Genomic DNA, 23,954 nt, shown 5'->3' with positions numbered 1-23,954 from the left:
GGCTTCTCCGAGTCCCTGGATTCGTGGCCAGCGCGTAGGGGAAATTACATGACCGATCTCGGTTCGCCGCCTCGTCCCCGTGCTGATACACGCCGCGCCCAATCATCGAACGGAAGCCTCGATTCCTCGCACGATCTGCTGCAATCGCTGCAGGCGATGCGCGGCGGCGACTTCTCCGTTCGCATGCGTGGCGACTATCTCGGTATCGACGGCAAGATCGCCGACGCCTTCAACGAAATCGCAGCCGCCAATGAGCGCATGGCGCAGCAATTGGCGCGCGTCGGGCAGGTCGTCGGCCGTGAGGGGCAGACCCGCCAGCGCGTCAATTTCGGCCTCGCCAGTGGCGCCTGGGCCGACATGGAGAGTTCGGTCAACACCCTGATCGACGATTTGCTGTGGCCGACCCGCGAAGTCACCCGCGCGGTCGCCGCGGTGGCGCAGGGCGACCTGCTGCAGACCGTGCAGCTCGACGTCGAGGGGCGGCCGCTGCGCGGCGAATTCCTGCAGTCGGCAAACATCGTCAACACGATGATCAAGCAGCTCTCGGTGTTCACCTCCGAGGTCACCCGCGTGGCGCGCGAAGTCGGCACCGAGGGCAAGCTCGGCGGCCAGGCCCAGGTGCCGGAAGTGACCGGCGTCTGGAAGGACCTGACCGAGAGCGTCAACTCGATGGCCAACAATTTGACCGGCCAGGTCCGCAACATCGCCGAGGTGACGATTGCGGTCGCCAACGGCGACTTGTCGAAGAAGATCACGGTCGACGTCCGTGGCGAGATCCTGCAGCTGAAGGAGGCCATCAATACGATGGTCGATCAGCTGCGTTCATTCGCCTCCGAAGTGACGCGCGTGGCGCGCGAGGTCGGCACCGACGGCAAGCTCGGCGGCCAGGCGATCGTCCCCGGTGTTGCCGGCACCTGGAAGGACCTGACCGACTCGGTGAACGCGATGTGCGGCAACCTGACCGCTCAGGTCCGCAACATCGCCAACGTCACCACGGCGGTGGCGCGCGGCGACCTGTCGCGCAAGATCACGGTCGACGTCAGCGGCGAGATCCTCGAGCTGAAGGACACTATCAACACGATGGTGGACCAGCTCAATTCATTCGCCTCGGAAGTGACGCGCGTGGCGCGTGAGGTCGGCACCGAAGGCAAGCTCGGCGGCCAGGCCCAGGTGCCCGGCGTCGCCGGCACCTGGAAGGACCTGACCGACAACGTCAACTTCATGGCGTCGAACCTGACCGCCCAGGTCCGCAACATCGCCGACGTCGCGACCGCGATCGCCGGCGGCGACCTCTCGAAGAAGATCACGGTGAACGTGTCGGGCGAGATCCTTCAGCTGAAGGAAACGCTGAACACGATGGTCGACCAGCTCAACGCGTTTGCGTCGGAAGTGACGCGCGTGGCGCGCGAGGTCGGCACCGAAGGCAAGCTCGGTGGCCAGGCCAACGTGCTCGGCGTCGCAGGCACGTGGAAGGATCTCACCGACAACGTCAACTTCATGGCGTCGAACCTGACCGCGCAGGTCCGCAATATCGCGGGCGTCACCACCGCGGTCGCCAATGGCGACCTGTCGAAGAAGATCACGGTCGACGTGCGCGGTGAAATCCTCGAGCTGAAGGACACCATCAACACGATGGTCGACCAGCTGAACGCCTTCGCCGGCGAGGTGACGCGCGTGGCGCGCGAGGTCGGCACTGAAGGCAAGCTCGGCGGCCAGGCCGAGGTGCGCGGCGTCGCCGGCACCTGGAAGGATTTGACCGACAGCGTCAACTCGATGGCCTCGAACCTGACGGCGCAAGTCCGCAATATCGCCGAGGTCGCGACCGCGGTGGCGAAGGGCGACCTGTCGAAGAAGATCACGGTGAACGTGTCGGGCGAAATCCTTCAGCTGAAGGAAACACTCAACACGATGGTTGACCAGCTCAACGCCTTCGCCGGCGAGGTGACGCGCGTGGCGCGCGAGGTCGGCACCGACGGCAAGCTCGGCGGCCAGGCCGAGGTGCCCGGCGTCGCCGGCACCTGGAAGGATCTGACCGACAGCGTCAACTCGATGGCCGGCAATCTGACGGCGCAGGTTCGTAACATCGCCGAGGTTGCGACCGCGATCGCCGGCGGCGACCTGTCGCGCAAGATCACGGTCGACGTCCGCGGCGAGATCCTCCAGCTGAAGGAAACGCTGAACACGATGGTCGACCAGCTCAACCGCTTCGCGGGCGAGGTGACGCGCGTGGCGCGCGAGGTCGGCACCGACGGCAGCCTCGGCGGCCAGGCCAACGTGCCCGGCGTCGCCGGCACCTGGAAGGACCTGACCGACAGCGTCAACTCGATGGCCGGCAACCTCACGGCGCAGGTCCGCAACATCGCCGAAGTGACGACCGCCGTGGCGCGCGGCGACCTGTCGCGCAAGATCACGGTCGACGTGAAGGGCGAAATCCTCGAGCTGAAGAACACCATCAACACGATGGTCGACCAGCTCAACGGCTTCGCCGGCGAAGTGACGCGCGTGGCGCGCGAGGTCGGCACCGAAGGCAAGCTCGGCGGTCAGGCCGAAGTGCCCGGCGTCGCCGGCACCTGGAAAGATTTGACCGACAACGTCAACTTCATGGCGTCGAATCTCACGGCGCAGGTCCGCAACATCGCCGAGGTCGCGACCGCGATCGCCGGCGGCGATCTATCGAAGAAGATCACGGTGGACGTCCGCGGCGAGATCCTGCTGCTCAAGGACACCCTGAACACGATGGTCGAGCAGCTGCGCTCGTTCGCCGCCGAAGTGACGCGCGTGGCGCGCGAGGTCGGCACCGAGGGACGGCTGGGCGGCCAGGCCGTGGTGCCCGGCGTCGGCGGCACCTGGAAGGACCTCACCGACAACGTCAACCTCCTGGCCGCGAACCTGACCACGCAGGTCCGCAACATCGCGGAAGTGACGACGGCGGTGGCGCGCGGCGACCTGTCGCGCAAGATCACGGTCGACGTGAAGGGCGAAATCCTCGAGCTGAAGAACACCATCAACACGATGGTGGACCAGCTCAACGCTTTCGCCGGCGAGGTGACGCGCGTCGCGCGCGAAGTCGGCACCGAGGGCAAGCTGGGCGGCCAGGCCGAGGTGCGCGGCGTTGCCGGCACCTGGAAGGACCTCACCGATACCGTCAACGTCATGGCGGCGAACCTGACCGAGCAGGTGCGCGGCATCGTCAAGGTGGTGACCGCGGTCGCCAATGGCGACCTGAAGCAGAACCTGACGGTGAAGTCGAAGGGCGAGGTGGCAGCCCTCGCCGACACCATCAACAACATGACCGAGACGCTTGCGACCTTCGCCGAACAGGTCACCAGCGTGGCGCGCGAGGTCGGCGTCGAGGGCCGGCTCGGCGGTCAGGCCAACGTGCCCGGCACCGAAGGCACCTGGAAGGACTTGACCGGCAACGTCAACCTGCTCGCAGCCAACCTGACCTCCCAGGTGCGCGCGATCGCGGAAGTGGCGACCGCCGTGACCAAGGGCGACCTGACGCGCTCGATCCAGGTCGACGTGCGCGGCGAAGTCGCGGAGCTCAAGGACAACATCAACACGATGATCGGCAACCTCCGTCTCACCACGGAGCGCAACACCGAGCAGGACTGGCTGAAGACCAATCTGGCGCGCTTCACCAACATGCTGCAGGGCCAGCGTGATCTTGCGACCGTCGGCCGCCTGCTGCTGACCGAGCTTGCGCCGCTGATCAACGCGCATATGGGCGTGATCTACCAGGTCGACAATCCCGAGAATGCGCAGCTGCGCTTGCTGTCGGCCTATGCCAGCGACAGCAGCAATCCGCATCCGCAAATCGTCCAGTTCGGCGAGGGACTGATCGGTCAGTGCGCACTCGACAAGCGTCAGCGCCTCGTCTCGGATATCCCGGGCGATGCGGTACCGATCAATTCGGCGCTGATGCGGATCATGCCGAAGAATCTCGTCGTGTTCCCAGTGCTGTTCGAGAACCAGGTCAAGGCGGTGATCGAGCTGTCCTCGATCTCGTCATTCACGACATCGCAGATCACCTTCCTCGAACAGCTGACCGACAGCATCGGCATCGTGCTCAACAGCATCGAGGCGACGATGCAGACCGAGGCGCTGCTCAAGCAGTCGCAGCAGCTCGCCGGCGAACTGCAGACCCAGCAGAAGGAGTTGCAGCAGACCAACGACCAGCTCGAGCAGAAGGCCCAGCAGCTCGCCGAACGCAATGTCGACGTCGAGCGCAAGAACCAGGAAATCGAGCAGGCCCGCCGCGCGCTGGAAGAGAAGGCGACCGAGCTGTCGCTGACCTCGAAGTACAAGTCCGAATTCCTCGCCAACATGTCGCACGAGCTGCGCACGCCGCTGAACTCGATCCTGATCCTGGGCCAGCAGCTCACCGAGAATCCGGACGGCAATCTGACCGGCAAGCAGGTCGAGTTCGCTCGTACCATTCATGGCGCCGGCACCGACCTGCTGAACCTGATCAGCGACATCCTCGATCTGTCCAAGATCGAGTCCGGCACGGTGACGGTCGATGCCGAGGAGATCCTCACCTCGAGCCTGCTCGAGACCGTCGGGCGGCCGTTCCGGCACGAGGCGGAGAACCGGCATCTCTCCTTCAGCATCGATGTCGACGCCAACCTTGCGCGCAGCATGGTGACCGACTCCAAGCGGCTGCAGCAGGTGCTGAAGAATCTGCTGTCGAACGCGTTCAAGTTCACCGCGGACGGCGGCGTCAGCCTGACCGTGTCGGCCGCACTCGGCGGCTGGAGCGCCGAGCATCCGATCCTGAACGCCGCACCGGCCGTGGTCGCATTCGAAGTGTCGGATACCGGAATCGGCATTCCCCAGGACAAGCAGAAGCTGATCTTCGAGGCGTTCCAGCAGGCCGACGCCGGTACCAGCCGCAAATATGGCGGCACCGGCCTTGGCCTTGCCATCAGCCGCGAGCTGGCGGGCCTGCTCGGCGGCGAGATCCATCTGCGGAGCGCACCGGGCAAGGGCTCGACCTTTGTGCTCTATCTGCCGCTGAAATATGCCGGACCCTCGGTGGGGTTGCGCCCGCAGGCGCTGGCGATGCCGCACACGGCGGCGCCGGCGCTGCAATTGTCAGGCGCACAGGAGCGTGTGATCGAGCAGCTGGCGGACGACCGGCTCGATCTCGAGCCCGGCGACACGATCCTCTTGATCGTCGAGGACGACCCGCATTACGCGCGGGTGCTGATCGATCTGGCGCGCGACAAGGGCTTCAAGGTGCTGGTCGCAAGCCGGGGCGCCGAGGCGCTGGATCTCGCCAAGCAGTTCCAGCCGAGCGCGGTTTCGCTCGACGTCTTCCTGCCCGACATGCTCGGTTGGACCGTGCTGAGCCAGCTCAAGCACAATCCGCTGACCCGTCACATTCCGGTCCAGATCATTACGCTCGACGAGGATCGGCAACACGCGCTGGCACGCGGCGCCTTCTCCTTCGTCAACAAGCCGACCACGACCGAGGGCGTCAGCGCGGCGCTGTCGCAAATCAAGGAATACGCCAGGCCGCGTCGCAAGCGTCTGCTAATTGTGGAGGACAATGCGGCGGAGCAGCTCAGCATCACCGAGTTGCTCGGCCACGAGGATATCGAGATCGTGACCAGCGGAACCGGGGCAGGGGCGCTCTCAACGTTGCGCGAGCATCCGTGCGACTGTGTCGTGCTCGATCTGCGCCTGCCCGATATGAGCGGCTTCGAGGTGCTGGATCAGATCCGCAAGGACGACACGCTCTCCAATATTCCCGTTGTCGTGTTTACCGGCCGGGAACTTTCGGCCGAAGAGGACGCGGAACTGCACACGATGGCGCGCAGCATCGTCGTCAAGGGTGTGGAGTCGCCGGAACGCCTGCTCGACGAAACGTCACTGTTCCTGCACCGTGTGATCACGGAATTGCCTGTCGAAAAACAGAGGATGCTGGAGAAGCTCAATAGTTCCGATGAGGATCTTATTGGCAAGACCGCGCTCCTGGTCGACGACGACGCCCGCAACATCTTCGCGCTGTCGAGCGTGCTGGAGCGGCGAGGTATGAAGGTGTTGACTGCGACAACCGGTCACGAGGCGATCTCGCTGGTCGAGTCCAATCCGAAGATCGCGATCGTGCTGATGGACATCATGATGCCGCAGATGGACGGTTACCAGACCATCGGCGCCATCCGGCAAAATCCCGCCTTTGCGCGGCTGCCGATCATCGCGCTGACCGCGAAGGCGATGAAAGGTGACCGGGAGAAATGCCTGGAAGCAGGCGCATCCGATTATCTGGCGAAACCCGTGAACACCGAGCAACTGCTGCTGGCGATCCGCATGTGGCTGCACCGCTGATCGGCGATCGAACATGATGGACCATGAAAAGGTAAACATCCTTCTGGTCGATGACCAGCCGGCCAAGCTGCTGGCCTATGAGGTCATCCTGAAGGAGCTCGGCGAGACGCTGGTGGCCGCTTCGTCGGGCCGCGAGGCGCTGGAGTTCCTGCTCAAGAATGAAGTCGCGGTCATTCTGGTTGACGTCTGCATGCCCGAGCTCGACGGCTTCGAGCTCGCCGCGATGATCCGCGAGCATCCGCGCTTTCAAAAGACCGCGATGATCTTCATCTCGGCAATCCAGGTCAGCGACATCGACCGGCTGCGCGGCTACGAGATGGGCGCGGTCGATTACGTGCCGGTACCGGTTGTGCCGGAAGTGTTGCGCGCAAAGATTCGCGTGTTCGCCGAGCTCTACCGCAAGACGCGGCAACTCGAACGCCTCAATGCCGAGCTCGAGGACCGGGTGCGCGCGCGCACCGCCGAGCTCGAGCAATCGACCACCCGGCTGGTCGAGAGCGAGGCGCGCCGCAGCATGGCGATTGCCGCGGGCAAGATGGGCTCGTGGGACTGGGATTGGGTCAACGGCGACTGGATGTGGGACGAGGGGCAATACAAGATCTTCGGCGTCGATCCGAAATCCTTCGCACTGACCTCCGACAATATCCAACGGCTGTTTCATCCCGACGATGTCGAACAACTCCGCCAGGGCTGGACCGGCTTCGGCAACGGCCACACATCCTATGAGGCCGAATTCCGCGTCGTGCGGCCGGACGGCGAGATCCGCTGGTGCGTCGGCACGGCCGCGGCGACCAGCGACAGGAGCGGCAGGGTGGTGCGGGTCAGCGGCGTCACCGTCGACATCACCGATCGCAAGAAGGCCGAGGAACGGCAGAGCCTGTTGACCCGCGAGGTCGACCATCGCGCCAAGAACGCGCTCGCGCTGGCGCAGTCGATCGTGCGCCTGACGCGCGCGCAGAATGTGACTGCCTATGTGCGGGCGGTCGAGGGCCGCATCACGGCGCTGGCGCGCGTTCACACCGTGCTGTCGCTGTCGAGCTGGCAAGGCGCCGAAATCCGGCGGCTGGTGACCGAGGAGATCGCGCCTTATTCCGAGGCCGGGCAGATCCGGATCGCCGGCGGAGAGGTGCAGTTGCAGCCGGCGACCGCACAGACGCTGGCACTGGCGCTGCACGAGCTCGTCACCAACTCTGCCAAATATGGCAGCCTGTCGGTATTGCCGGGCCGGCTCGCGATCACCTGGGAAGTGGCGGACGACACGCTGATCCTGGCCTGGGTGGAATCCGGCGGGCCTCCGGTGACCAAGCCGAAGCAGAAAGGCTTCGGCACACGAAGTGTCATCGCCAGCATCGAGACCCAGCTCGGCGGACGGGCCGATTTCGATTGGCGCGCCGAGGGCCTGATCTGCCGGCTCACGGTTCCCCTCAAGCCGCTTGTTGGAGACACGCCGGCGTTCCGCGAACCGTCGGTAGCCGAGCGCAAGCCCATGGTCCGTTCCAGGGCCGTGTAGTGCATCCTGTGGAGCGCTCGCCTGTTGATGTGACGGCGCTTCCCAACGGCCATTGATACAGACGACATTGTAAACGCATCCTGCGCGCGAACTGCGCTATGAGCTGCGCGTCTGACAGGGACCTCGCGCGAGGAGCAAATGCGTAAGACAAATCTTGTCGGCGTGAGTATTTCCGTCGTCATCCTCGCAGCGACCGGCATCGCGCGCTCGGGCGCTGAACCTGTACTGAAGGGCGCGGAGGCCTTCGGCGACTGGCAGCGCGACAGACCGGGCACGGTGCGTCTGATCACGCCGCAGGACTTGCCCAAGCCGGGCGCAACGGCTTCCAGCAGCAATTCATCCCGCGTCGTGTCGCGCCCCGTATCAGCGGCGCCGCAGGTGCCGGCGGGCTTCAAGGTCGAGCTGTTTGCGAGCGGGCTGAGCGGTCCGCGGATTATCCGGACCGCGCCCAACGGCGATGTCTTCGTCGTGGAAACCAGCTCCGGCCGCATCCGCGTCCTGCGCAGCGCCGACGGCGCCACCAAGCCGGCGACCAATGAGGTCTACGCAGCCGGACTGAACCGGCCGTTCGGCATCGCGTTCTTTCCAAACGGCGACAATCCGCAATGGCTCTACGTCGCCAACACCGACAGCGTCGTGCGCTTTGCCTACCGCAACGGCGATCTCAGGGCGTCGGGAAGGCCTGAGAGCATCGTCGCAAACCTTCCTCACGGCTACGGCCATTCCACGCGTGACATCGTGTTCACATCAGACGACAAGCGCATGCTGGTGTCGGTCGGCTCCGCCGGCAACGCGGGCGAGGGCCTTGGCCGGCCGCCGGAAGGTATCGAAAGCTGGAGCCGCGATCACGCGCTTGGCGCGGCCTGGGGATCGGAAACCGACCGTGCGGCTGTGCTGGCCTTCGATCCCGACGGCAAGAACCAGAAACTGTTCGCCACCGGTATCCGCAACTGCGTCGGACTTGCGATCCAGCCTGGAAGCGGCACGCCCTGGTGTTCGACCAACGAGCGCGACGGCCGCGGCGACAACCTCGTGCCCGACTATGTGACGCGTATCCGCGAGGGCGCGTTCTACGGCTGGCCCTGGTACTATATTGGCGCCAACGAAGACCCTGCGCATGCGGGCGCGCGGCCCGATCTCAAGGACAAGGTGACTACTCCCGACGTGCTGTTGCAGGCGCACTCGGCCTCACTCGGCCTGACCTTCTACACCGGCAGCAGCTTTCCGGCCGAATATCGCGGCGATGCGTTTGCAGCCGAACACGGCTCGTGGAATCGCGCGAAGCGCACCGGCTACAAGGTCATTCGCATCAGGTTGAAGGACGGGATGCCGACCGGCGAGTACGAGGATTTCGTCACCGGCTTTGTCATCGGCGACAATGAGGTCTGGGGCCGTCCGGTGGGTGTCACCGTGGCGCGGGACGGCGCGCTGCTGGTCTCCGAAGACGGCAACGGCACGATCTGGCGCGTCAGCCACGACTAGCCGCTCGGTCGACGGCCGCTACCCCAGTCCGTCCTTGAGGCCGTATTCCTCATAGATGGTCAGGGGATCGGTATCGGGAAACAACCGGCACTTGGCTTGTGCAAGATGCAGCGTGACGGCTCCGGCCTCACATCTCGCGGTCAGGAGCTTCCGGACGTCCTCCATATGCGCGCGCGGCTGATGCTTCGACGGCAACTGTTCGAGCGCGACCAGCGCGGTGGCCAGAGCTTCCGTGACCACCCAATCGTCGTGTCCGGTAATTCCCTTTCGCGGCATCACCACACCCTCCGTCGCACCGGCTGCGACATTGTAGCGCGAGATGGGTGGGGGCTGTCATCAGCCAACATGGGCAGGGCGGCCAGGAACCGGTTGGCGCGCCTGCCACGATGCGCCGCAGGGAACCAGCGTGGCGGCGCGCGCAGGCAATGCTTAGAACGACCGTTGCGTCCCTTGATCACCCAATCAGCCCGCCCGATGTTCGAACCCTATCTCTCGGCCGGGAGCCTCGTCCCCGACGGCCCCCGATCGTGACGCCCGCCGCGCGGTTGCTGCCGGTGCGGCGACACGGCGAACCGGCAATGCTCAAGCTCTCGAACGAACCGGACGAACGGCTCGGCGCCATCGTCATGGAGTGGTGGGATGGCGAAGGTGCGGCGCGCGTCCTTGCCCGTGACGGCGAGGCGCTCCTGCTCGAGAGGGCGATGGGCCCGGCTTCGCTCGGCGACATGGCGCGAACCGGCCGGGACGATGAGGCCTGCAGGATTCTCTGTGCAACGGCCGATCGGCTTCACGGCCGGCGATCGAAGCCGCGGCCGGACTTGACGCCACTGAAAGACTGGTTTCGCGAGCTGTGGCCGGCAGCGAGGGCGCACGGCGGCATCCTGAACCGATCGGCTGACATCGCCGAAGCGCTGCTCGGCGATCAGCGCGAGATCGTGGTGCTGCACGGCGATCTGCACCATGACAATGTGCTCGACTTCGGCGCGCGCGGCTGGCTTGCGATCGATGCCAAGCATCTCGTCGGTGAGCGCGGCTTCGATTTCGCCAACATCTTCACCAATCCGGATCTTGCCGATCCGGCACGGCCGGTTGCGACCGAACCCGGACGTTTTGCGCGGCGTCTCGACATCGTCGTGGAAGCAGCAAAGCTGGATCGCCGTCGCTTGCTGTCATGGATCGTCGCCTGGACCGGCTTGTCGGCAGCGTGGTTCCTCGGCGATGACGATCCGCTCGCCGAAATCGACCTGCAGATTGCAAACCTTGCCGCGGCCGAACTCGACCGGACGGCGTAGGGTGCGCAGCGACTACGCCGCGGCGGCGCTGGCTCCGCTCAGCGACACACTCAAGATCCGCCATTTCGATATGTCGAAGAAGTAGGCGGCCTTGATACGCGCGGACGCGGGATCCGGCGCCTGAATCGCCGTGTGGAATTTCCGCTCCCCGTCGCTCAGCGAAATCCGGAATGTCTGCATTGGTCGAACCTCCACGCGCGGATGCTGCGGCAAGGAGGGTTAAGATCCAGTTGCTGACAGCGGTCCCGCATGGCGCACGCGCGTCTCACGCGCTGCCGTTCTCATGTGAAGCGCGCGGCAGCCGCACCATGGTGTCTTCTGCACCAACGACGCGTCCGTCCTGCGCTCTCAGCTCGAGGCGGCGCACCGGCAGTCCATTCTTTCGATCAACCAGCAGCACATGCGCTTCGTCGGGCTCGAAGAAGAAATCCTCACCCCACTGCCGGAGCGCGACAAGGAGTGGAAAGAGCCCGCGTCCCTTTTCGGTCAGCACATATTCCTGATACGGGCTGCCGTCCGCAGCAGGCACGGTCTCCATGATTCCGTGCGCCAGCAGATTACGGAGCCGGGCGGAGAGGATGTTCTTGGCAAGCCCAAGGCTCTTCTGAAATTCGCCGAACCGGCGCAGCCCGTCGAATGCATCGCGGACGATCAACAGCGACCACCAGTCTCCGATCGCATCCAGCGGCCGGGCCACGCCGCACATCGACTCCCTGTGGCTCACTCGCTTCGCCATTGTGGTCCGCCTGACGCTCCTCAATCCATATTCTGATCGGTTCGCGGCCCGAAAGACCGCCCCGTCGGGATCTCGATATATCGGTTGCAAAGTAAAACCACAAGCGATAGACGGTGGTTTCAATCTAAAACCATCCGAGGCCAAGCCATGATCCAGCCCGACGCCACCTTCGACGGCACCTTTCCGTTCACGCCGCATTTCAGCGCGGCTCCAGGTTTCCGGATGCATTATGTCGACGAAGGCCCGCGAGACGGCGAGGTGGTGCTCTGCCTTCATGGCGAACCGACCTGGGGCTATCTGTTTCGCCGTCTGGTGCCGGCCCTCAGCGCGACGCACCGCGTGGTCGTTCCGGATCACATGGGGTTCGGCAAGAGCGCAACCCCGGCGCAGCGCAGCTATTGGCTGCAGGACCATGTCGACAATCTCGAAGCGCTGGTCCTTGCGCTCGATCTCACCGACATCACGCTCATGATGCATGACTTCGGCGGCCCCGTCGGCATGGGGTTGGCGGCCAGGCATCCTGATCGCATCCGCCGCATCATCTCGGCCAACGGGCCGACGCCGTTCGGGCAGAGCGATCTGTTCGAGCGCGTCACCGCCAATGCGCTGGCCTCGCCCTGGTTTCAATGGATCGCAAAGGCCGAGGCGAACGGGGAGCTCGAGCCGGTGCTCGGCCAACTCGGCTTCAACATCCTGAGCACGCTCAAGCTCAACGGCTTCGAGAACAACGCCGTCATCACCGACGCCTGGCTCGCCGCCTACGGCGCCCCCTTCGCACGTCCGGCCGACTGCCTCGGTGCGATCGGATGGGCCAGGGGCTTTGCGACCGGTGCGCACAGGTTCGACGCGCCGGATCCCACCGCCGACCGGGCGATCCGCAGCAAGCCGGCGCTCGCCATCTGGGGCGAGGCGGATCGCACGCTGGGCGCAGAGCATTTCCTGCCGCTGTTTTCCGCGATCTTCCCGGCGGCACCGGTCAGGCGTCTTGCCGGCGTCGGGCATTACTGTCTTGAGGATGCCCCGGAGGAAATCGGCGGCCTGATCGCGGAGTTCATCCGGCAGACCTGACTGCGTGCCCGATCGCATGCGTGGGGGCAGGGCAGCAATGGCGCTGGTTAGGCGGCAGAGGGTTCGGACGTTGATCGGGTCATGCCTGCTCGCAGCAAACGAGCAGGACGCTCACGTCGCCATATCTCAACCAGTGTAGGTTCAGCTCGCGCCCGCGATAATGACGAGGTTGTTGATGACAGGCGTTGAGCAAAACGCCACCACAAGAGCGATCCTGGAAAGGCTTTGGCTGCGCCAAAGCAACCCGATGACGAGGAACGTCAAACCCAATTTCGGGATCAGCCACCAAGCGCCGAACCAGGTCTGGGCCATCTCCATGAACGGGTTCGCCTCGCCGAACCCGAGCTCCAAGATCCTGTTGGTGGTCGCGAGGTCGGCGCATCCAAGGAGCAGCACGGAGAGCAGCAGCAGTGCCTTGACCCAGTTCATTTCAGCCTCTTGGTGCCGAGCGCCAGCCTAGCAATGATCCTATTATTTGAGCTGATTCGTTAATTGTCTGTTCCGGCGGGAGATTTCAACCGCGGCACCAAGATGTGCTCCCAGCCAGTCAGCATACCGCTGCTCCGGTTACCCCCCTTGCATTTGCTCTAAACGACACCAACGACCCTGATCGTCACTGGCCCGGCTCTCGCAAATCGTCTCCTTGCATAGCCGATCAGCGGGGACTCGATCGTGCGCCAGGTGATCTCCGCCAAGAGGCAGACAACCGGAAGTGCAAGGCAACCGGCAAGCGAACGGCCGAAGTCAAAGAACACATCGTAGACGAGCATATGGAATAGATAGAGCGAATAGCATCTGCGTCCCGGCCATATGAACGGACGGAGCAGTTCTGTCCGTTCCATGTTGGCGCCCAGCCACACCATTGCGCAGCATGCCAATGCTGCGATGGAGAGAAAGCCGAAGGGTTCACCGTTGCGGCATACGCCACATCGCAAAGCGGCGGCACGCAGTGATTTGGCGGAAGGGGTGTCCTGTCAACCGTGCTGAAACAACTTAGCTTTCTGAAATCTGGTCGAAGGAAGCTGCGGTTTCGCCCACGGCGCGGAGACGCGTGTCGATCAGGAGCCCAACGTGTTCTTGTAGAGCTTTCCGTCTTTGATAATGACCTTAAAGTTCTTATCAGGATCGGCGATCAGGCCGATGTTTTCCAGCGGGTTTCCGTCGACCAAAATAATATCCGCAAGCGCGCCCGCTTCGATGACGCCCAGCTTTCCGCGATAGGGACTGCGCTTTCCGGAGAGCGCCAGCAACTCGGCATTAGTGCCGGTCGCCATGGCGAGCGCCTCCGACGGAGTGTACAGCGCGTCAGAGAGGCGAGGATAGCTCCTTGTTGCTTCGCTAGAGCCTGCGAGAACAGAACGTCGGTACCCCACGCCGTCTTGAGCTTATATTTCTTGGCTAGCTCATAGGTTCGGGCGATGCCAGGCCAGACCTCGTCTGCCTTCTCCCGCTGAACGGTGCCCACCGGAAAGCCTTGCCTCAGGGCTTCCGGAAGCGGTTGCGTGCTGAGCAAGATTCCTTTTTCCGACATCAGTTTCGCCGTCGCATCGTCCATCAAGAAACCGTGTTCGATGCATTTGACGCCGGCGGCGATCGACAGCTGGATCGCTGCGGGGGTGAAGGCATGCACAGTGACGTAGGTGCCCCAGTTGTCCGCCGCCTCAACCGCGGCGCGCAGCTCGGCTTTTGTGAAGGTCGAGACATCGATCGGGCTGAAGGGCGACGATACCCCTCCGCCGGCGGTCAGTTTGATTTGGGACGCGCCTTGCATGAGCTGCTCGCGGACGCGGACCCGTACCGCGTCCGGGCTGTCGGCGACCACGCTGCCACCGATCTGCTCCATGCGGCTCAGCATGCCGCCGATCGTTCGGGGCAGCTCAGACAGTTGGCGGAAGTCGCCGTGGCCACTGGTAACCGTGATGATGGCGCCGGAAGGATAGATGCGAGGTCCCGGCACCAGCCCCCCGTCGATGGCGGCCTTCAGCCCGAACACCGGCCAGCCGACATCTCGCACGGTCGTGAATCCGCGCATAAGGGTATCTGTCGCTTCTGCTGCGGCCGCGATGTTGTTGTAGCCGACGTCGCCGAAAATGGACTCCGCCGGACTTGGCCGGATCAGCATTGAATGCCAATGCGCATCGATCAAGCCGGGTATCAGAGTTCGGCCCTCACGCTCGATGACCGTCCCCCCGTCATGGGCGGCCATGGGGGCCATAGCGATGCCGTCGATGAGGTTACCCTTGATCATGACGTTGGAGGGCGGAGACAGCGGGCCGCCCTTGCCGTCGAAGATCCGAACATTCTTTATGAGAATCGAATTTGCCGGCGTGTCTTGCGCTCGCGCGCCGGCGGAAAAGAAAAGTGACGCCGTCAAAAACGCGCCAATCATTATGGTTCTGATGTTCACTTTAGGCGACCTTGGCGGCCGGCTGCCGTGCGAAGGCGAGCCAACCGATGCCATGCGAGAGGAGGTCGACGCCGAGCAGCATCCCGAGCACCCAAAGTCCGGTGGCCGGGAATCCTGTCAGGACGACGAGGCCCGCCATGATGCCGAAGAGCCCGGAGATTAGCATCAGCCAGCGTGCCTGTTTCCAGAGGCTGACTCCGACCAGAACGCGGACGATTCCAGAGATCAGCAGCAGAAGGCCGAGGACGTAGGTGAGGATGAGCGCGCTGGTAAGCGGCTGCGTGACCAGCACGACGCCGAAGGTGAGGTAAATCGCGCCGAGCACTAGCTGCCACACAAGGCCTCCCCAGCCTTTAGTCCAGAAGGCATGGATGATTTCGAAGCCACCCGCGAAGATGGCCATCCAGCCAATGAAGATGGTACTGATCACCGCGAAGAAGACGACGTCGCCGAGCACCATGAAGCCAGCAATAATCATGGCGATCCCGAGCAGGAGGCAGACCCAGAACGGAGGGGCCTGCAGTCGGGTCATCCGCATGGCGGAGCTGTCGTATGCAGTCATGTCGCCCTCGTCTTGCTCGAATTGCTCTGGTCCTCGACTTCGTCACTCGGGATCTCTCCCGGCCGGAAGTCCGGCAGCCTGCCGGCCGGGATGATAGCCAGGAGCGCCAGACCCGCCATCAGCAGAAGTCCGATCTTGAGGGCGCGCAGCCGCGCCTCGCTGTTGACGCGGACGGCTTCGGCGACCTGAGCGGGGGAGGCACTCGTGCTGGCGAGAACGGTCTGCAGCCGCTCGTTGCTGACGAAGTTGATGTTGTCGAGGTCGACCTGCGCTTGAAGCTCGGGCGTCAGCTTGGGGCTCGCCGCGATGCCTGCGAGCGCGATGACGCTCAGGACCCCGACCATCAGCGCGCCGGCGACCGCTGTGCCGACCGCGGCGGCCAAATTGTTGGCGGTTCCGCGCAGTGACCCGACGTCGCCCGCAACTCCCTTGGGAGATGCGGTGACCAGCACGTTGAACAACAGCGTGACGAGGGCGCCCTGGCCGATGCCGAAAAGGACGAGGCCGAGCAACACGGCGAACTCGCTCCAGTCGTTTCTCACGACGAAGGCGAGCCAGAGCAGGGCGGCCGTGCAGAGGGTGAAGCCGTATCGCCCAATCTGGCGGGGCGTCAGCCTCTCATAGAAGCGCACAACCAGCATGGCGGCGAAGAATACCGTTAAGTTGAAAGGCATCATGGCGACTGCCGTCGCGATGGGGCTGCGACCTTGCACGATCTGTATGTAGAGCGGGACCGAAAAGTTGAGCGCCGCCTCGAGTGCGACGACCGCGAACATGGCGTACACGGCCGCACGCTCCTCCGGAGAGTCGATGACCTGAAGCGGAAGCAGCGGCGTCCTGCCGGCCCGTTCGCGCCTATGAGTCCACAGAAAGAACGCCTGTCCGAGGACGATGCCGATTATGATCAAGATGGTGCCGGCGACGCTCCGAGAACGCTGAAAGGCGCATTCGCAGTGGCCACCGCCAGGCCCCATCCGTTTAGATTGTTGAAGCCGAATCTGATGCAGATGATGGCGCCGGCGGCGAGCAGCACGCCGACAGCATCGATGGTGACCTCAGGACGGCCCTGGTCGAGCTTGAGGCGAAAGCTGAGCATGAAAACTATGGCGGACACCGCGATGAGGATGCCGAAGACCGGCCGCCAGCCAATGTAAGTGCCTAAGATGCCGCCGATGATGAAGGCGAGCACGCCCGCGGCGGCGCGAGCCGACCCGAGCGCGCCAAGCGCCGTCGCCTGCTGCCGGCCCCGTAAGGCGGTTCCATTTGTCTCGTCACGGAAGGTAGACCCATTGGCTCTCCTTCTCTTACTCGGCCGCCGGCACCGCCGCCGACCGGCAAGCATTTGGAAACACATTCGCGCTGAGACGACCACATTTGGTTGCACTGAGACGACCACATCTGGTCGTCCTGGGCCCTCTGGTCTGGGCCGGGAGTACATCCCCAAGTAAACATAGTGACAACGACACAACCTGTCAGGGTTTGCAGCACGTATGTTGATCTGGAACAGTTTGTGGCAAAATGCGCCGCACAATGGAGGACGTCCGCGTGCTACTCGATCCCCGCCGTGGCGATTTTGAGGACAATGCCGCTAGTCCCGAACAGCGTTCGTTGCTGGCAATCGTAGGCAGCCTTCTCGTCGAGATAAGTCCTGCGAAACTGCTATTCGCCTGGACGGTTTCGCTTCTGCTTCCGGGCGTTCTGCTCGGGCTCGCGCCGTTGGTAGCGTCCGCCTGGATTTCAAGCCTTTCCCAACATGCTCTTGATCTGACCGAGATGGGTGCCGCACTCGCGCTGGTTGCGATCGCAGCGTTGGGATGGTTTGGAGGACGGCCGCTGATTCAAATCGCGGAAACGAATTTCTGGTCACTGAACGCTCTCGCAGTCCAACCGAGTTACGCTTTCGCGCGCGAGGCGTTAGGCCATCTGGCGGAGCGGATCCGGCGCACCGACGTAACTCCTGCCGCTCGCATGCGGCTGCGTCGCAATTGCTCGGTCGGCGCCGGCATACTTGTCTCCGCAGGCGCGACGCTGATCGCGGTCCTTGCCTGGCCGGCTTCGCAATGGACTGCCGGCTTGAATGACTTTGCCCTGGTCCATCATCTTGTGGTGCCGACGTCTGCGAACGCCGTGGTGCTGATGTCGGGTTATCTTGCAGTTGCATCGCTGGCCTGGAGCATTGCCGACGCCAGCATGGATCAGCCGGTCGACCTCGCCACGTTCGGTACCGCGCCGTCCGAAGGCAGCCTCTGGCGCGTTGCGCACTTGTCTGATCTCCACGTGGTCGGTGAGCGATACGGCTTCCGCATCGAAAGCGGGACGGTCGGTCCGAGTGGAAATGGACGTTTCAATCGCGTCCTCGCACGCCTTGCCGAAATTCACACCACCGACCCGCTTGACCATGTGCTGATTACTGGCGATATGACGGATGCTGGCCGCCCCAGCGAATGGGCCGAATTTCTTGATGCGTTGTCATGTCATCCTGAGCTTGCTGCGCGCATCGTTATGCTTCCGGGGAACCACGACGTGAACGTCGTGGATCGTGCAAATCCCGCGCGCCTCGACCTACCATTCAGCCCCGGCAAGCGGTTGCGGCAGATGCGTACGCTGTCGGCAATCGCGGCTGTCCAGGGCGATCGTGTGTGTGTCATCGACAATTCCGGCAAACCATCCGCGACGTTGAACCAGGCACTGGCGCCCCACCGAGATCGGATAACGCAATTCGCGCAGCACGGTGGCATCCGCCGCGCAGCGGCGCTCCGTGGTCTTTTCGACGATCAATTTCCGATGATCCTGCCGCCAGATCAAAACGGCGGCCTCGGGATCGCCATTCTGAACTCAAATGCTGAAACTCATTTCTCCTTCACCAACGCCCTGGGATTGGTGTCCGAGGCACAAACGCGCCGACTGGACGCTGCGATCCATCATTTTCCAACCGCGCACTGGATCATCGCACTGCACCATCACTTGATGGAATATCCCATGCCGGTGAAGACGTTTGCCGAGCGCATTGGAACGGCCTTGATCAACGGCAGCTGGTTTGTACGCAGGTTGCAGGCCTTTGCCGACCGCTCGATTGTGATGCACGGTCATCGCCATATTGACTGGATCGGTACGTGTGGAGCGTCGAAGATTGTCTCGGCTCCGTCGCCGGTGATGGGTGCCGACGCCGCGTATTTTTTATATCCACCAAATGACTGTGGGGCCGGACCGAAGGCTCTGCCTCATGGAGCCCGAGCGGGTGGGTATTCCCAAAAGCTAAAGTGCTGCCGGTTTAGCTTCGTCCAATCCGCCGAAGAGATCGGCAATCCAGCGGGCCGAGGGACACTCGGCACAGAAGGTCAGGATGGCCAGCGTGATCGGCACGCCAATGAAGGTCCCGAACAGGCCCCAAAGGAAACTCCAGAAGAAGATCGCAAACAGCACCACAAACGGCGAGATCGACAACGTTGAGCCAGCCACCCGTGGCTCCACATAGCTGCCGACCACGAATTGGATAACGTTGAGACAGGCGAAGACACCAAATACCGCGGGCCACCTCTCGAACTGCGTCATTGACAACAGGGTGGGGAATAGAGTCGCGATGAAAGGGCCGATAAAGGGAATGTAGTTGAGGACAAAAGCGATCACGCCCCATTCGAATGCGAATGGCAGTCCAGTCGCGGCAGCGAAGAGGCCAACCAACAGACCTGTCACCGCGCTCATCTGCGTCCGTACCAGCATAAATTTGCGGAACTTGGCAGCTGTCGCTTTGCTGCCTTCGAGCAGCACGCGCGCAGCATTGTGATTCTCCAAGCGCCGGATGCGTCGACCAGCGTCCTCAATCTCGAGAAGCCCCAGCACAACATAGACCAGCGCTATCAGCCAGAAACTCAAGGTCGTATTTACGCGGCCCGTGACATATTGCGTGGTGCGCAACAACCAGCCGACATTGAAATGCTCCGCCCAAAGGCCGGCTAATGAGACGCCATGGACGTCCAGCCACGTCACCGCGGCGGCGTAGAATGCCTGATACCGGTCTGCATCGACAATCAGGTAGCGCCCGACGCGGCCGAAACCCCACGCTGCAAGCGAGGCAAACGCGACGCAGGTTGCAACAGTAACAATCACGGTAACGGCGAGCGCGAGGAGTTTCGGCAGCCACAACTGAATCCGCTCCTGAACGGGCCAGACAATCGCAATGATGAACAGGGCAGCCGCGAGCGGGGCGAGCACATTGCGTGCCTGAGCCACCGCCGCGATGACCAGCACCGCGGCGATGATGCCGGTCGAGATTTTCAACCCCGCGCCCATGTTTTCTGTGCCGACCCTCGAATACAGAGAATACCGATTAGTCCCCGAATGCGACAAGATAGGACCTTCGTAGAGCGACGCTACGTCATAATTGGCAGCCCACCGCAAATGGGCGATGTTCCGACACACGCGCAGTCGTGGAGCAAGATTGCTAAGCGTGTGCAAATGAACCATGGAGAGATCCTCGATAGCAAGTTTCAACGATCCGACAATTGGCACCAGCGGCGAACGAGAGCGATTGTAGCCAGCAGATATGTCCGCTTGCCGCTAGCCGAACCAGATGGACTCGCGGCGAGCCAGAAGGAAGTCAATCAGCTGGGGATTGCAGCGGTACTGGGTTTCTCTCGCGATGCGTCCTGCGACCAACGCTCGGACGTGTTGAAGCCTGCGACGCGGATAACCGTAGATTCCAACCGTAACTTTGCAGGCAACTGCCTTGGAACGTAACAAAATCAATACGGTGCAGAGGATGGACGTTCTTCCAGTAACGATAGGACCAGCTCTTGGCCGTTGGGCCCGTGACGATCAAGTAGAGCCCGTCGCCCTCAGCATACTTGCCAGGCTGTGTTTCACGTTCGACGTCGAGCGGCTTAAGTTTTCCAACCACGTGTTCCTCCGATCAAAACCATCCTCCGAACCTACGGTCCCAAGCTACGGTTTGCGCTTCGATTGTGAGGAACGACGACGAACTAAGGAATACAGTCTGCCGACGAAATCGCTGATTTTACTGGGGATTCCGAACAGCGGAGAACAACGGAGAACAGTGTACTGGCGGAAGGGGTGTCAACCGAGGATCGTTGTTTTTACGCGAGAATTTCGAGTTTTGGGGGTTCAACCCACGTTCTATCCCACGGCCGCTCGGGGATCAGAAGTGGCCTTGTTGGTCGCGGGCTGCTACATAGCCCAACCCATTATTTTCCAAGGCCGAATCGCCCATGAAGTGTCCTCACTGCGGCATCGATTTTCACGACGTTTGGCAACTAACCTGGCTCTCGCGTGACAGCCAAGCCCTGTCGGATAGCGAAGGCACTTGGATTTCTCGAAATGCAGTGTGTTCGCGGTGCGCAAGGCCTACGATCGAACTCGGCCAAGCCAGCAGAAGCCCTGACGATGTAGTGTGGAGGCAAGTGCACCCGATCGGTGCCAAACGGGGACCGGTACCGGCAGAAGTTCCCGCGAGCATCGCACAAGATTACATCGAGGCGTGCAATGTGCTCCCGATCAGCGCCAAGGCATCGGCCGCGCTTTCTCGGCGCTGTTTGCAACATATGCTGCGCGCCCACGGCTACACGGCAAAAGACCTGGCCAGGGAAATCGATCTGCTTTTGAATGAAAGCGACCCGCTCAAGGCGCTTCCACTGAGGCTCCGGGAGACGATTGACGCGATCCGGAACTTCGGCAACTTTGCCGCTCATCCCAACCAAGACAAAGCGACGCTGGAAATCATCGATGTCGAGCCGCACGAGGCGGAATGGTGTCTCGAAACGATCGAAGAGTTGTTTGAGCACTTCTATGTCGGGCCGGCCGTTGCGGCGGCCAAAAAGGCGGCGCTGAACGCCAAGTTGGCGTCAGGTGGGAAACCGGCGGCGAAGTAAACGGCGGCTTGCCGGCATCACTCGCCAGCCGAAGGTTCTGGAAGCGACAAGACGACGTCACCTTCCGGAAGCTTCAGGCCCTCGTGGCGACTTCGCGCCTTGGTGACGATTTTTAGAATTGCCTTCGTCTCGTCGATTGCCGGCTTGGCGTCCTTTGTGAACTGCCCAATCGAAAAACCGAGTTCACTGGCGAACGCGAAAAACCTGTCCGTGCGCGTTCCATTCCGATTCACCTCTGACGTCAATGCGGCGAGGCGACTGAAGAGATTGTTCTTCTTTCTGTCATCGAGCCCAGACGCCTCGACGAGAGTGCGGATTTTCTCGATATGCGCGAGGATTGCAGTTTTCTCATCGGGTTCAAGTACCGCATAACCAATCGTTTTTGCCGTTGCCGCGTCGAGAACCTCTTTGCCTTTCGCCTTCATCACCGCGCGATGGTTGAGCATGATTTGGTTGGCGTAAGCTTCGTATTGGAGCCGAGGAATCGCCCGAGTTTTTCGACTGATCTCGTCGGGCGTATCCGAACCGCTGTAGCCGCCTGCACCTAAGCGCTCCGGTGGTTTCCAGTTATTGGTTTCATAAAATGCTTCGAGATACCCACAGGCCGCGCTGTAATCAGCTTCGCTCGGCTTTCCCTTCCCGATGTCTTTTTCAATCCGCTGCAAAAGCTCATAGCTCGCGAAAAGTGGATCAGTCGGCAAATCGATAAATATCTTCTCCGGATCAATCGTCATTGACGCACAAGCCCCCCCGAACGGTCACAGGTTGTAATCGCCCGAAATTTCTAGCTGACCCTTTCACCAACGGCAAACGAGCCCGAAAGGCGCCGCGCGTTGAATGACAACGTTCGGCGTTGTAAATCAACACTAAGTACCTGATATTGCTAATATAAGCCAGATGTGATCTGTAGGTTTCCACGGGAATCATCCCGAGCATCACAGGTACCCCAATGACCATCCAAGAACGCGACGCCTTCACCGCCCGTTGGCTTATGGCGCTCAAAATCTCCCAAGCCGATGGCGACACCAGGCGCGTCCGGATCATTATTGACGCGCTCGCCAAGGCGCACGGCATCCCGGCGAACTACCCGCTCCGTTGACAATCGAAGCGAGGCTCGACAACATGTGAGCGTGGGGCGGCTGCGCTAACAATCGCCCCTGTCGTCAAGTTAGCGGCGCTTTCGGAGGGTCAGGCGAAGCCATCGCTTGACCCTTTTCCTTTGGCGGACGCCCTTGCACTCCACCACCGGTTGTGGATATTTCGAAGGTGGGGAGGGGCAGCAAAATGCGAAATTTGGAAATCGTAATCCTATGCGTCGCAGCAATCGGCTTGGGCGCCTGCGACGTGACGTCAGGCAACAGTTTCGTAGGCCCGTCGGGCGCCACGGTGAACACCGCGAAGTGCAGCCAGTCTTCGGACGCCTGCTTTAAGAAAGCCGCGGCGACGTGCGGCGGCTCCTATCAAGTCATCAACAGCGAGAGCCATGCGGGCGGAGCTTTCGCGGATGCGGTAGAAGGCCCCATCACCTGGTACGTCATGACCTACCAGTGTGGACCGTCCGACGGTAGAATGCCGACGTTCGCATTCCGCGGAGGACCGACGGTGAACGCGAACGTCAACATTCACCAGCAATAGCGTGATCGCCAGCCTAGTATCCGCCATACGGGGCAGCATCCTGATAGATCGGGCGATTGAACGCCGATCGGTCGTTCTCCGCCGCCCACAAGCGGCGGCGCATCCTGTACGCAACTGCGCGGGGATCGTCGTCAGGCGCCAACGTTGCGGCCAGGCTCACCGCGCTATCGTCGGATTTGGTGAGCGGACTTCCGCGCTCGTCGCACAGAAACACAGTGTCATGCTCGACGTAGTACCAAGCGTCCGCCGTCTCGCCGAGATCGCCAGGCGCACCGGTCGGCTGCTTGACGACGCAGACGAAGCCTTTCACTTCGGGCTTAACCCGCCGCGGCTTGGGCGGCGGCGGAGCATGGGGTTCGGCTTCGCCGCTGAGCCCGAAGGCGGTTTCTAACCAATTCGCCGGATCAGCGCCGACCAAAATCGACGCCATAGATGACGTTATTTTCAATCTCCGCGTCGGCATCGCGGTACTCTTGCTCGCGATGTGCGGCCTTGACGATCTCCAACGCCTCATCGAACCCGACGCCCGTGCCGGCGACGATGTGCGACGCTTGCTCGATGTGGTCCAAGAGCCCGCGCGTCATTTCAGTTCTCCCGTTGCGATCAAATATTGTCTGCACTGGCACGATCCGCCGCGCGCGGTGATCATGTTTCGAATTGCTTGAAGCGGGACGCCCGGACTCTGCTTCGCTGCGTCGGCGGTCATCTGGTCAATGACTGCGTCGATCTCGGCGCGCAACGCCGCGATACGTTCCGCAAGACTGGACTGCTGTGCTGGTGGTGCTCGGAGTGCGGGCATAGAATACCTTTCTGTTATCGATTGATCTTGCGGAGCCGATGATGCGTGTCGAGCAATGCGCGCTCGAAGGTCAGGCGCTCGGCCGCGGCCCGCAAATCCGCATGCTCGTCCTTCCTGAGATTCTTGAGATGCTGAATTCGTGATTCGAAATCGTGCAGCGCAAACTTGTCGGCCACTTCTCCGGCGGAAAGTTCTTTGCCGAAGCGAAGTCGTGCTTCGGTCTGCATCTCATCGATAAAATCGTT

General features: G+C 62.3%; 19 protein-coding genes and 3 pseudogenes. 9 read left to right on the top strand and 13 right to left on the bottom strand.

Annotation, left to right across the window (positions count from 1 at the left end; all coding sequences use genetic code 11):
• Positions 1-48: 48 nt before the first annotated feature.
• From H8B02_RS11920 to H8B02_RS11910, 3 genes are all read left to right on the top strand, one after another.
• On the top strand, positions 49-6,333 hold the full coding sequence (locus tag H8B02_RS11920; protein WP_376711645.1) for a HAMP domain-containing protein: 6,285 nt from the start codon (positions 49-51) through the stop codon (positions 6,331-6,333).
• 16 nt (positions 6,334-6,349) lie between these two features.
• Positions 6,350-7,843 (top strand): sensor histidine kinase, encoded by a 1,494-nt coding sequence (locus H8B02_RS11915; protein WP_229166417.1) that lies wholly within the window; start codon positions 6,350-6,352, stop codon positions 7,841-7,843.
• A gap of 138 nt (positions 7,844-7,981) precedes the next feature.
• Entirely contained in the window at positions 7,982-9,325 is a 1,344-nt protein-coding gene (locus H8B02_RS11910; protein ID WP_229166412.1) for a PQQ-dependent sugar dehydrogenase, read from the top strand.
• Positions 9,326-9,343: 18 nt separating this feature from the next.
• Here the strand turns inward: H8B02_RS11910 and H8B02_RS11905 are convergent, their stop codons facing one another.
• A complete protein-coding gene (locus tag H8B02_RS11905; protein ID WP_092114459.1) occupies positions 9,344-9,601 on the bottom strand; it encodes a hypothetical protein in 258 nt (85 codons plus the stop codon).
• Between the two features lie 198 nt (positions 9,602-9,799).
• On the opposite strand from H8B02_RS11905, the pseudogene H8B02_RS11900 reads away from it, so the two are divergent.
• Positions 9,800-10,617: pseudogene (locus tag H8B02_RS11900) on the top strand (aminoglycoside phosphotransferase family protein).
• Between the two features lie 12 nt (positions 10,618-10,629).
• On the opposite strand, the gene H8B02_RS11895 reads toward H8B02_RS11900, so the two are convergent.
• Together H8B02_RS11895 and H8B02_RS11890 are read right to left on the bottom strand one after the other, a co-directional pair.
• Positions 10,630-10,797 carry a hypothetical protein gene (locus tag H8B02_RS11895; protein WP_176531327.1) on the bottom strand — a complete coding sequence of 56 codons (168 nt, stop codon included), beginning with the start codon at positions 10,795-10,797 and terminating at the stop codon, positions 10,630-10,632.
• 85 nt (positions 10,798-10,882) lie between these two features.
• The gene (locus H8B02_RS11890; protein ID WP_376711644.1) at positions 10,883-11,353 is read right to left on the bottom strand and encodes a winged helix-turn-helix transcriptional regulator; all 471 of its coding nucleotides are present in this window, start codon (positions 11,351-11,353) and stop codon (positions 10,883-10,885) included.
• Between the two features lie 147 nt (positions 11,354-11,500).
• Between H8B02_RS11890 and H8B02_RS11885 the strand changes: the two genes are divergently transcribed.
• On the top strand, positions 11,501-12,421 hold the full coding sequence (locus H8B02_RS11885; protein ID WP_229166411.1) for an alpha/beta fold hydrolase: 921 nt from the start codon (positions 11,501-11,503) through the stop codon (positions 12,419-12,421).
• A gap of 141 nt (positions 12,422-12,562) precedes the next feature.
• Here the strand turns inward: H8B02_RS11885 and H8B02_RS11880 are convergent, their stop codons facing one another.
• The 5 genes and pseudogenes from H8B02_RS11880 to H8B02_RS11860 all read right to left on the bottom strand — a co-directional run bounded on the left by H8B02_RS11880 (position 12,563) and on the right by H8B02_RS11860 (position 16,579).
• Positions 12,563-12,850 carry a DUF5658 family protein gene (locus tag H8B02_RS11880; RefSeq protein WP_229166410.1) on the bottom strand — a complete coding sequence of 96 codons (288 nt, stop codon included), beginning with the start codon at positions 12,848-12,850 and terminating at the stop codon, positions 12,563-12,565.
• A gap of 629 nt (positions 12,851-13,479) precedes the next feature.
• A pseudogene (locus tag H8B02_RS11875) lies at positions 13,480-14,810 on the bottom strand (metal-dependent hydrolase family protein).
• Between the two features lie 19 nt (positions 14,811-14,829).
• Complete coding sequence (locus tag H8B02_RS11870) at positions 14,830-15,390, bottom strand: HdeD family acid-resistance protein (RefSeq protein ID WP_229166409.1); 561 nt, start codon at positions 15,388-15,390, stop codon at positions 14,830-14,832.
• Positions 15,387-16,364, bottom strand: a complete 978-nt coding sequence (locus H8B02_RS11865; protein ID WP_229166408.1) for an MFS transporter — start codon at positions 16,362-16,364, stop codon at positions 15,387-15,389. Before H8B02_RS11865 ends, H8B02_RS11870 begins: the two co-directional genes overlap by 4 nt.
• Positions 16,295-16,579, bottom strand: coding sequence for a hypothetical protein (locus tag H8B02_RS11860; protein ID WP_229166407.1), 285 nt, complete (start codon positions 16,577-16,579; stop codon positions 16,295-16,297). The genes H8B02_RS11865 and H8B02_RS11860 overlap by 70 nt, the downstream gene beginning before the upstream one ends.
• A gap of 329 nt (positions 16,580-16,908) precedes the next feature.
• On the opposite strand from H8B02_RS11860, the pseudogene H8B02_RS48475 reads away from it, so the two are divergent.
• A pseudogene (locus H8B02_RS48475) lies at positions 16,909-18,117 on the top strand (metallophosphoesterase family protein); the annotation flags it as partial.
• 528 nt (positions 18,118-18,645) lie between these two features.
• On the opposite strand, the gene H8B02_RS11850 reads toward H8B02_RS48475, so the two are convergent.
• Entirely contained in the window at positions 18,646-19,680 is a 1,035-nt protein-coding gene (locus H8B02_RS11850) for an AI-2E family transporter (protein ID WP_229166406.1), read from the bottom strand.
• Positions 19,681-20,807: 1,127 nt separating this feature from the next.
• Here H8B02_RS11850 and H8B02_RS11845 point away from each other — a divergent pair.
• Positions 20,808-21,275 carry a DUF4145 domain-containing protein gene (locus H8B02_RS11845; RefSeq protein WP_229166405.1) on the top strand — a complete coding sequence of 156 codons (468 nt, stop codon included), beginning with the start codon at positions 20,808-20,810 and terminating at the stop codon, positions 21,273-21,275.
• Between the two features lie 17 nt (positions 21,276-21,292).
• On the opposite strand, the gene H8B02_RS11840 is transcribed toward H8B02_RS11845, so the two are convergent.
• Complete coding sequence (locus tag H8B02_RS11840; RefSeq protein WP_229166404.1) at positions 21,293-22,009, bottom strand: hypothetical protein; 717 nt, start codon at positions 22,007-22,009, stop codon at positions 21,293-21,295.
• Positions 22,010-22,224: 215 nt separating this feature from the next.
• Between H8B02_RS11840 and H8B02_RS11835 the strand changes: the two genes are divergently transcribed.
• Both H8B02_RS11835 and H8B02_RS11830 read left to right on the top strand, forming a co-directional pair.
• Entirely contained in the window at positions 22,225-22,374 is a 150-nt protein-coding gene (locus H8B02_RS11835) for a hypothetical protein (RefSeq protein WP_229166403.1), read from the top strand.
• A 185-nt stretch (positions 22,375-22,559) separates the two neighbouring features.
• Positions 22,560-22,910: a hypothetical protein gene (locus tag H8B02_RS11830; protein WP_229166402.1), complete on the top strand. Its 351-nt coding sequence runs from the start codon at positions 22,560-22,562 to the stop codon at positions 22,908-22,910.
• Positions 22,911-22,923: 13 nt separating this feature from the next.
• Here the strand turns inward: H8B02_RS11830 and H8B02_RS11825 are convergent, their stop codons facing one another.
• The 3 genes from H8B02_RS11825 to H8B02_RS11815 all read right to left on the bottom strand — a co-directional run bounded on the left by H8B02_RS11825 (position 22,924) and on the right by H8B02_RS11815 (position 23,936).
• On the bottom strand, positions 22,924-23,340 hold the full coding sequence (locus H8B02_RS11825) for a hypothetical protein (RefSeq protein WP_229166401.1): 417 nt from the start codon (positions 23,338-23,340) through the stop codon (positions 22,924-22,926).
• Positions 23,315-23,494 (bottom strand): hypothetical protein, encoded by a 180-nt coding sequence (locus H8B02_RS11820; RefSeq protein ID WP_229166400.1) that lies wholly within the window; start codon positions 23,492-23,494, stop codon positions 23,315-23,317. Before H8B02_RS11820 ends, H8B02_RS11825 begins: the two co-directional genes overlap by 26 nt.
• Before the next feature lie 229 nt (positions 23,495-23,723).
• Positions 23,724-23,936: a hypothetical protein gene (locus H8B02_RS11815; protein ID WP_229166399.1), complete on the bottom strand. Its 213-nt coding sequence runs from the start codon at positions 23,934-23,936 to the stop codon at positions 23,724-23,726.
• Positions 23,937-23,954: the final 18 nt, after the last annotated feature.

Origin of the sequence: Bradyrhizobium altum, assembly GCF_020889705.1 — a bacterium.
GTDB classification, from domain to species: domain Bacteria; phylum Pseudomonadota; class Alphaproteobacteria; order Rhizobiales; family Xanthobacteraceae; genus Bradyrhizobium; species Bradyrhizobium altum.
The sequence above is the reverse complement of the archived record's forward strand: the minus strand, read 5'-3'. Positions and strand labels throughout refer to the sequence as shown.

Bases quoted from the DNA above. Each gene is read 5' to 3' on its own strand.
- H8B02_RS11920 (WP_376711645.1), top strand. From the start codon at position 49: ATGACCGATCTCGGTTCGCCGCCTCGTCCCCGTGCTGATACACGCCGC.
- H8B02_RS11915 (WP_229166417.1), top strand. From the start codon at position 6,350: ATGGACCATGAAAAGGTAAACATCCTTCTGGTCGATGACCAGCCGGCC.
- H8B02_RS11910 (WP_229166412.1), top strand. From the start codon at position 7,982: ATGCGTAAGACAAATCTTGTCGGCGTGAGTATTTCCGTCGTCATCCTC.
- H8B02_RS11905 (WP_092114459.1), bottom strand. From the start codon at position 9,601: ATGCCGCGAAAGGGAATTACCGGACACGACGATTGGGTGGTCACGGAA.
- H8B02_RS11895 (WP_176531327.1), bottom strand. From the start codon at position 10,797: ATGCAGACATTCCGGATTTCGCTGAGCGACGGGGAGCGGAAATTCCAC.
- H8B02_RS11890 (WP_376711644.1), bottom strand. From the start codon at position 11,353: ATGGCGAAGCGAGTGAGCCACAGGGAGTCGATGTGCGGCGTGGCCCGG.
- H8B02_RS11885 (WP_229166411.1), top strand. From the start codon at position 11,501: ATGATCCAGCCCGACGCCACCTTCGACGGCACCTTTCCGTTCACGCCG.
- H8B02_RS11880 (WP_229166410.1), bottom strand. From the start codon at position 12,850: ATGAACTGGGTCAAGGCACTGCTGCTGCTCTCCGTGCTGCTCCTTGGA.
- H8B02_RS11870 (WP_229166409.1), bottom strand. From the start codon at position 15,390: ATGACTGCATACGACAGCTCCGCCATGCGGATGACCCGACTGCAGGCC.
- H8B02_RS11865 (WP_229166408.1), bottom strand. From the start codon at position 16,364: ATGGGGCCTGGCGGTGGCCACTGCGAATGCGCCTTTCAGCGTTCTCGG.
- H8B02_RS11850 (WP_229166406.1), bottom strand. From the start codon at position 19,680: ATGGGCGCGGGGTTGAAAATCTCGACCGGCATCATCGCCGCGGTGCTG.
- H8B02_RS11840 (WP_229166404.1), bottom strand. From the start codon at position 22,009: ATGACGATTGATCCGGAGAAGATATTTATCGATTTGCCGACTGATCCA.
- H8B02_RS11835 (WP_229166403.1), top strand. From the start codon at position 22,225: ATGACCATCCAAGAACGCGACGCCTTCACCGCCCGTTGGCTTATGGCG.
- H8B02_RS11830 (WP_229166402.1), top strand. From the start codon at position 22,560: ATGCGAAATTTGGAAATCGTAATCCTATGCGTCGCAGCAATCGGCTTG.
- H8B02_RS11825 (WP_229166401.1), bottom strand. From the start codon at position 23,340: ATGGCGTCGATTTTGGTCGGCGCTGATCCGGCGAATTGGTTAGAAACC.
- H8B02_RS11820 (WP_229166400.1), bottom strand. From the start codon at position 23,494: ATGACGCGCGGGCTCTTGGACCACATCGAGCAAGCGTCGCACATCGTC.
- H8B02_RS11815 (WP_229166399.1), bottom strand. From the start codon at position 23,936: ATGCAGACCGAAGCACGACTTCGCTTCGGCAAAGAACTTTCCGCCGGA.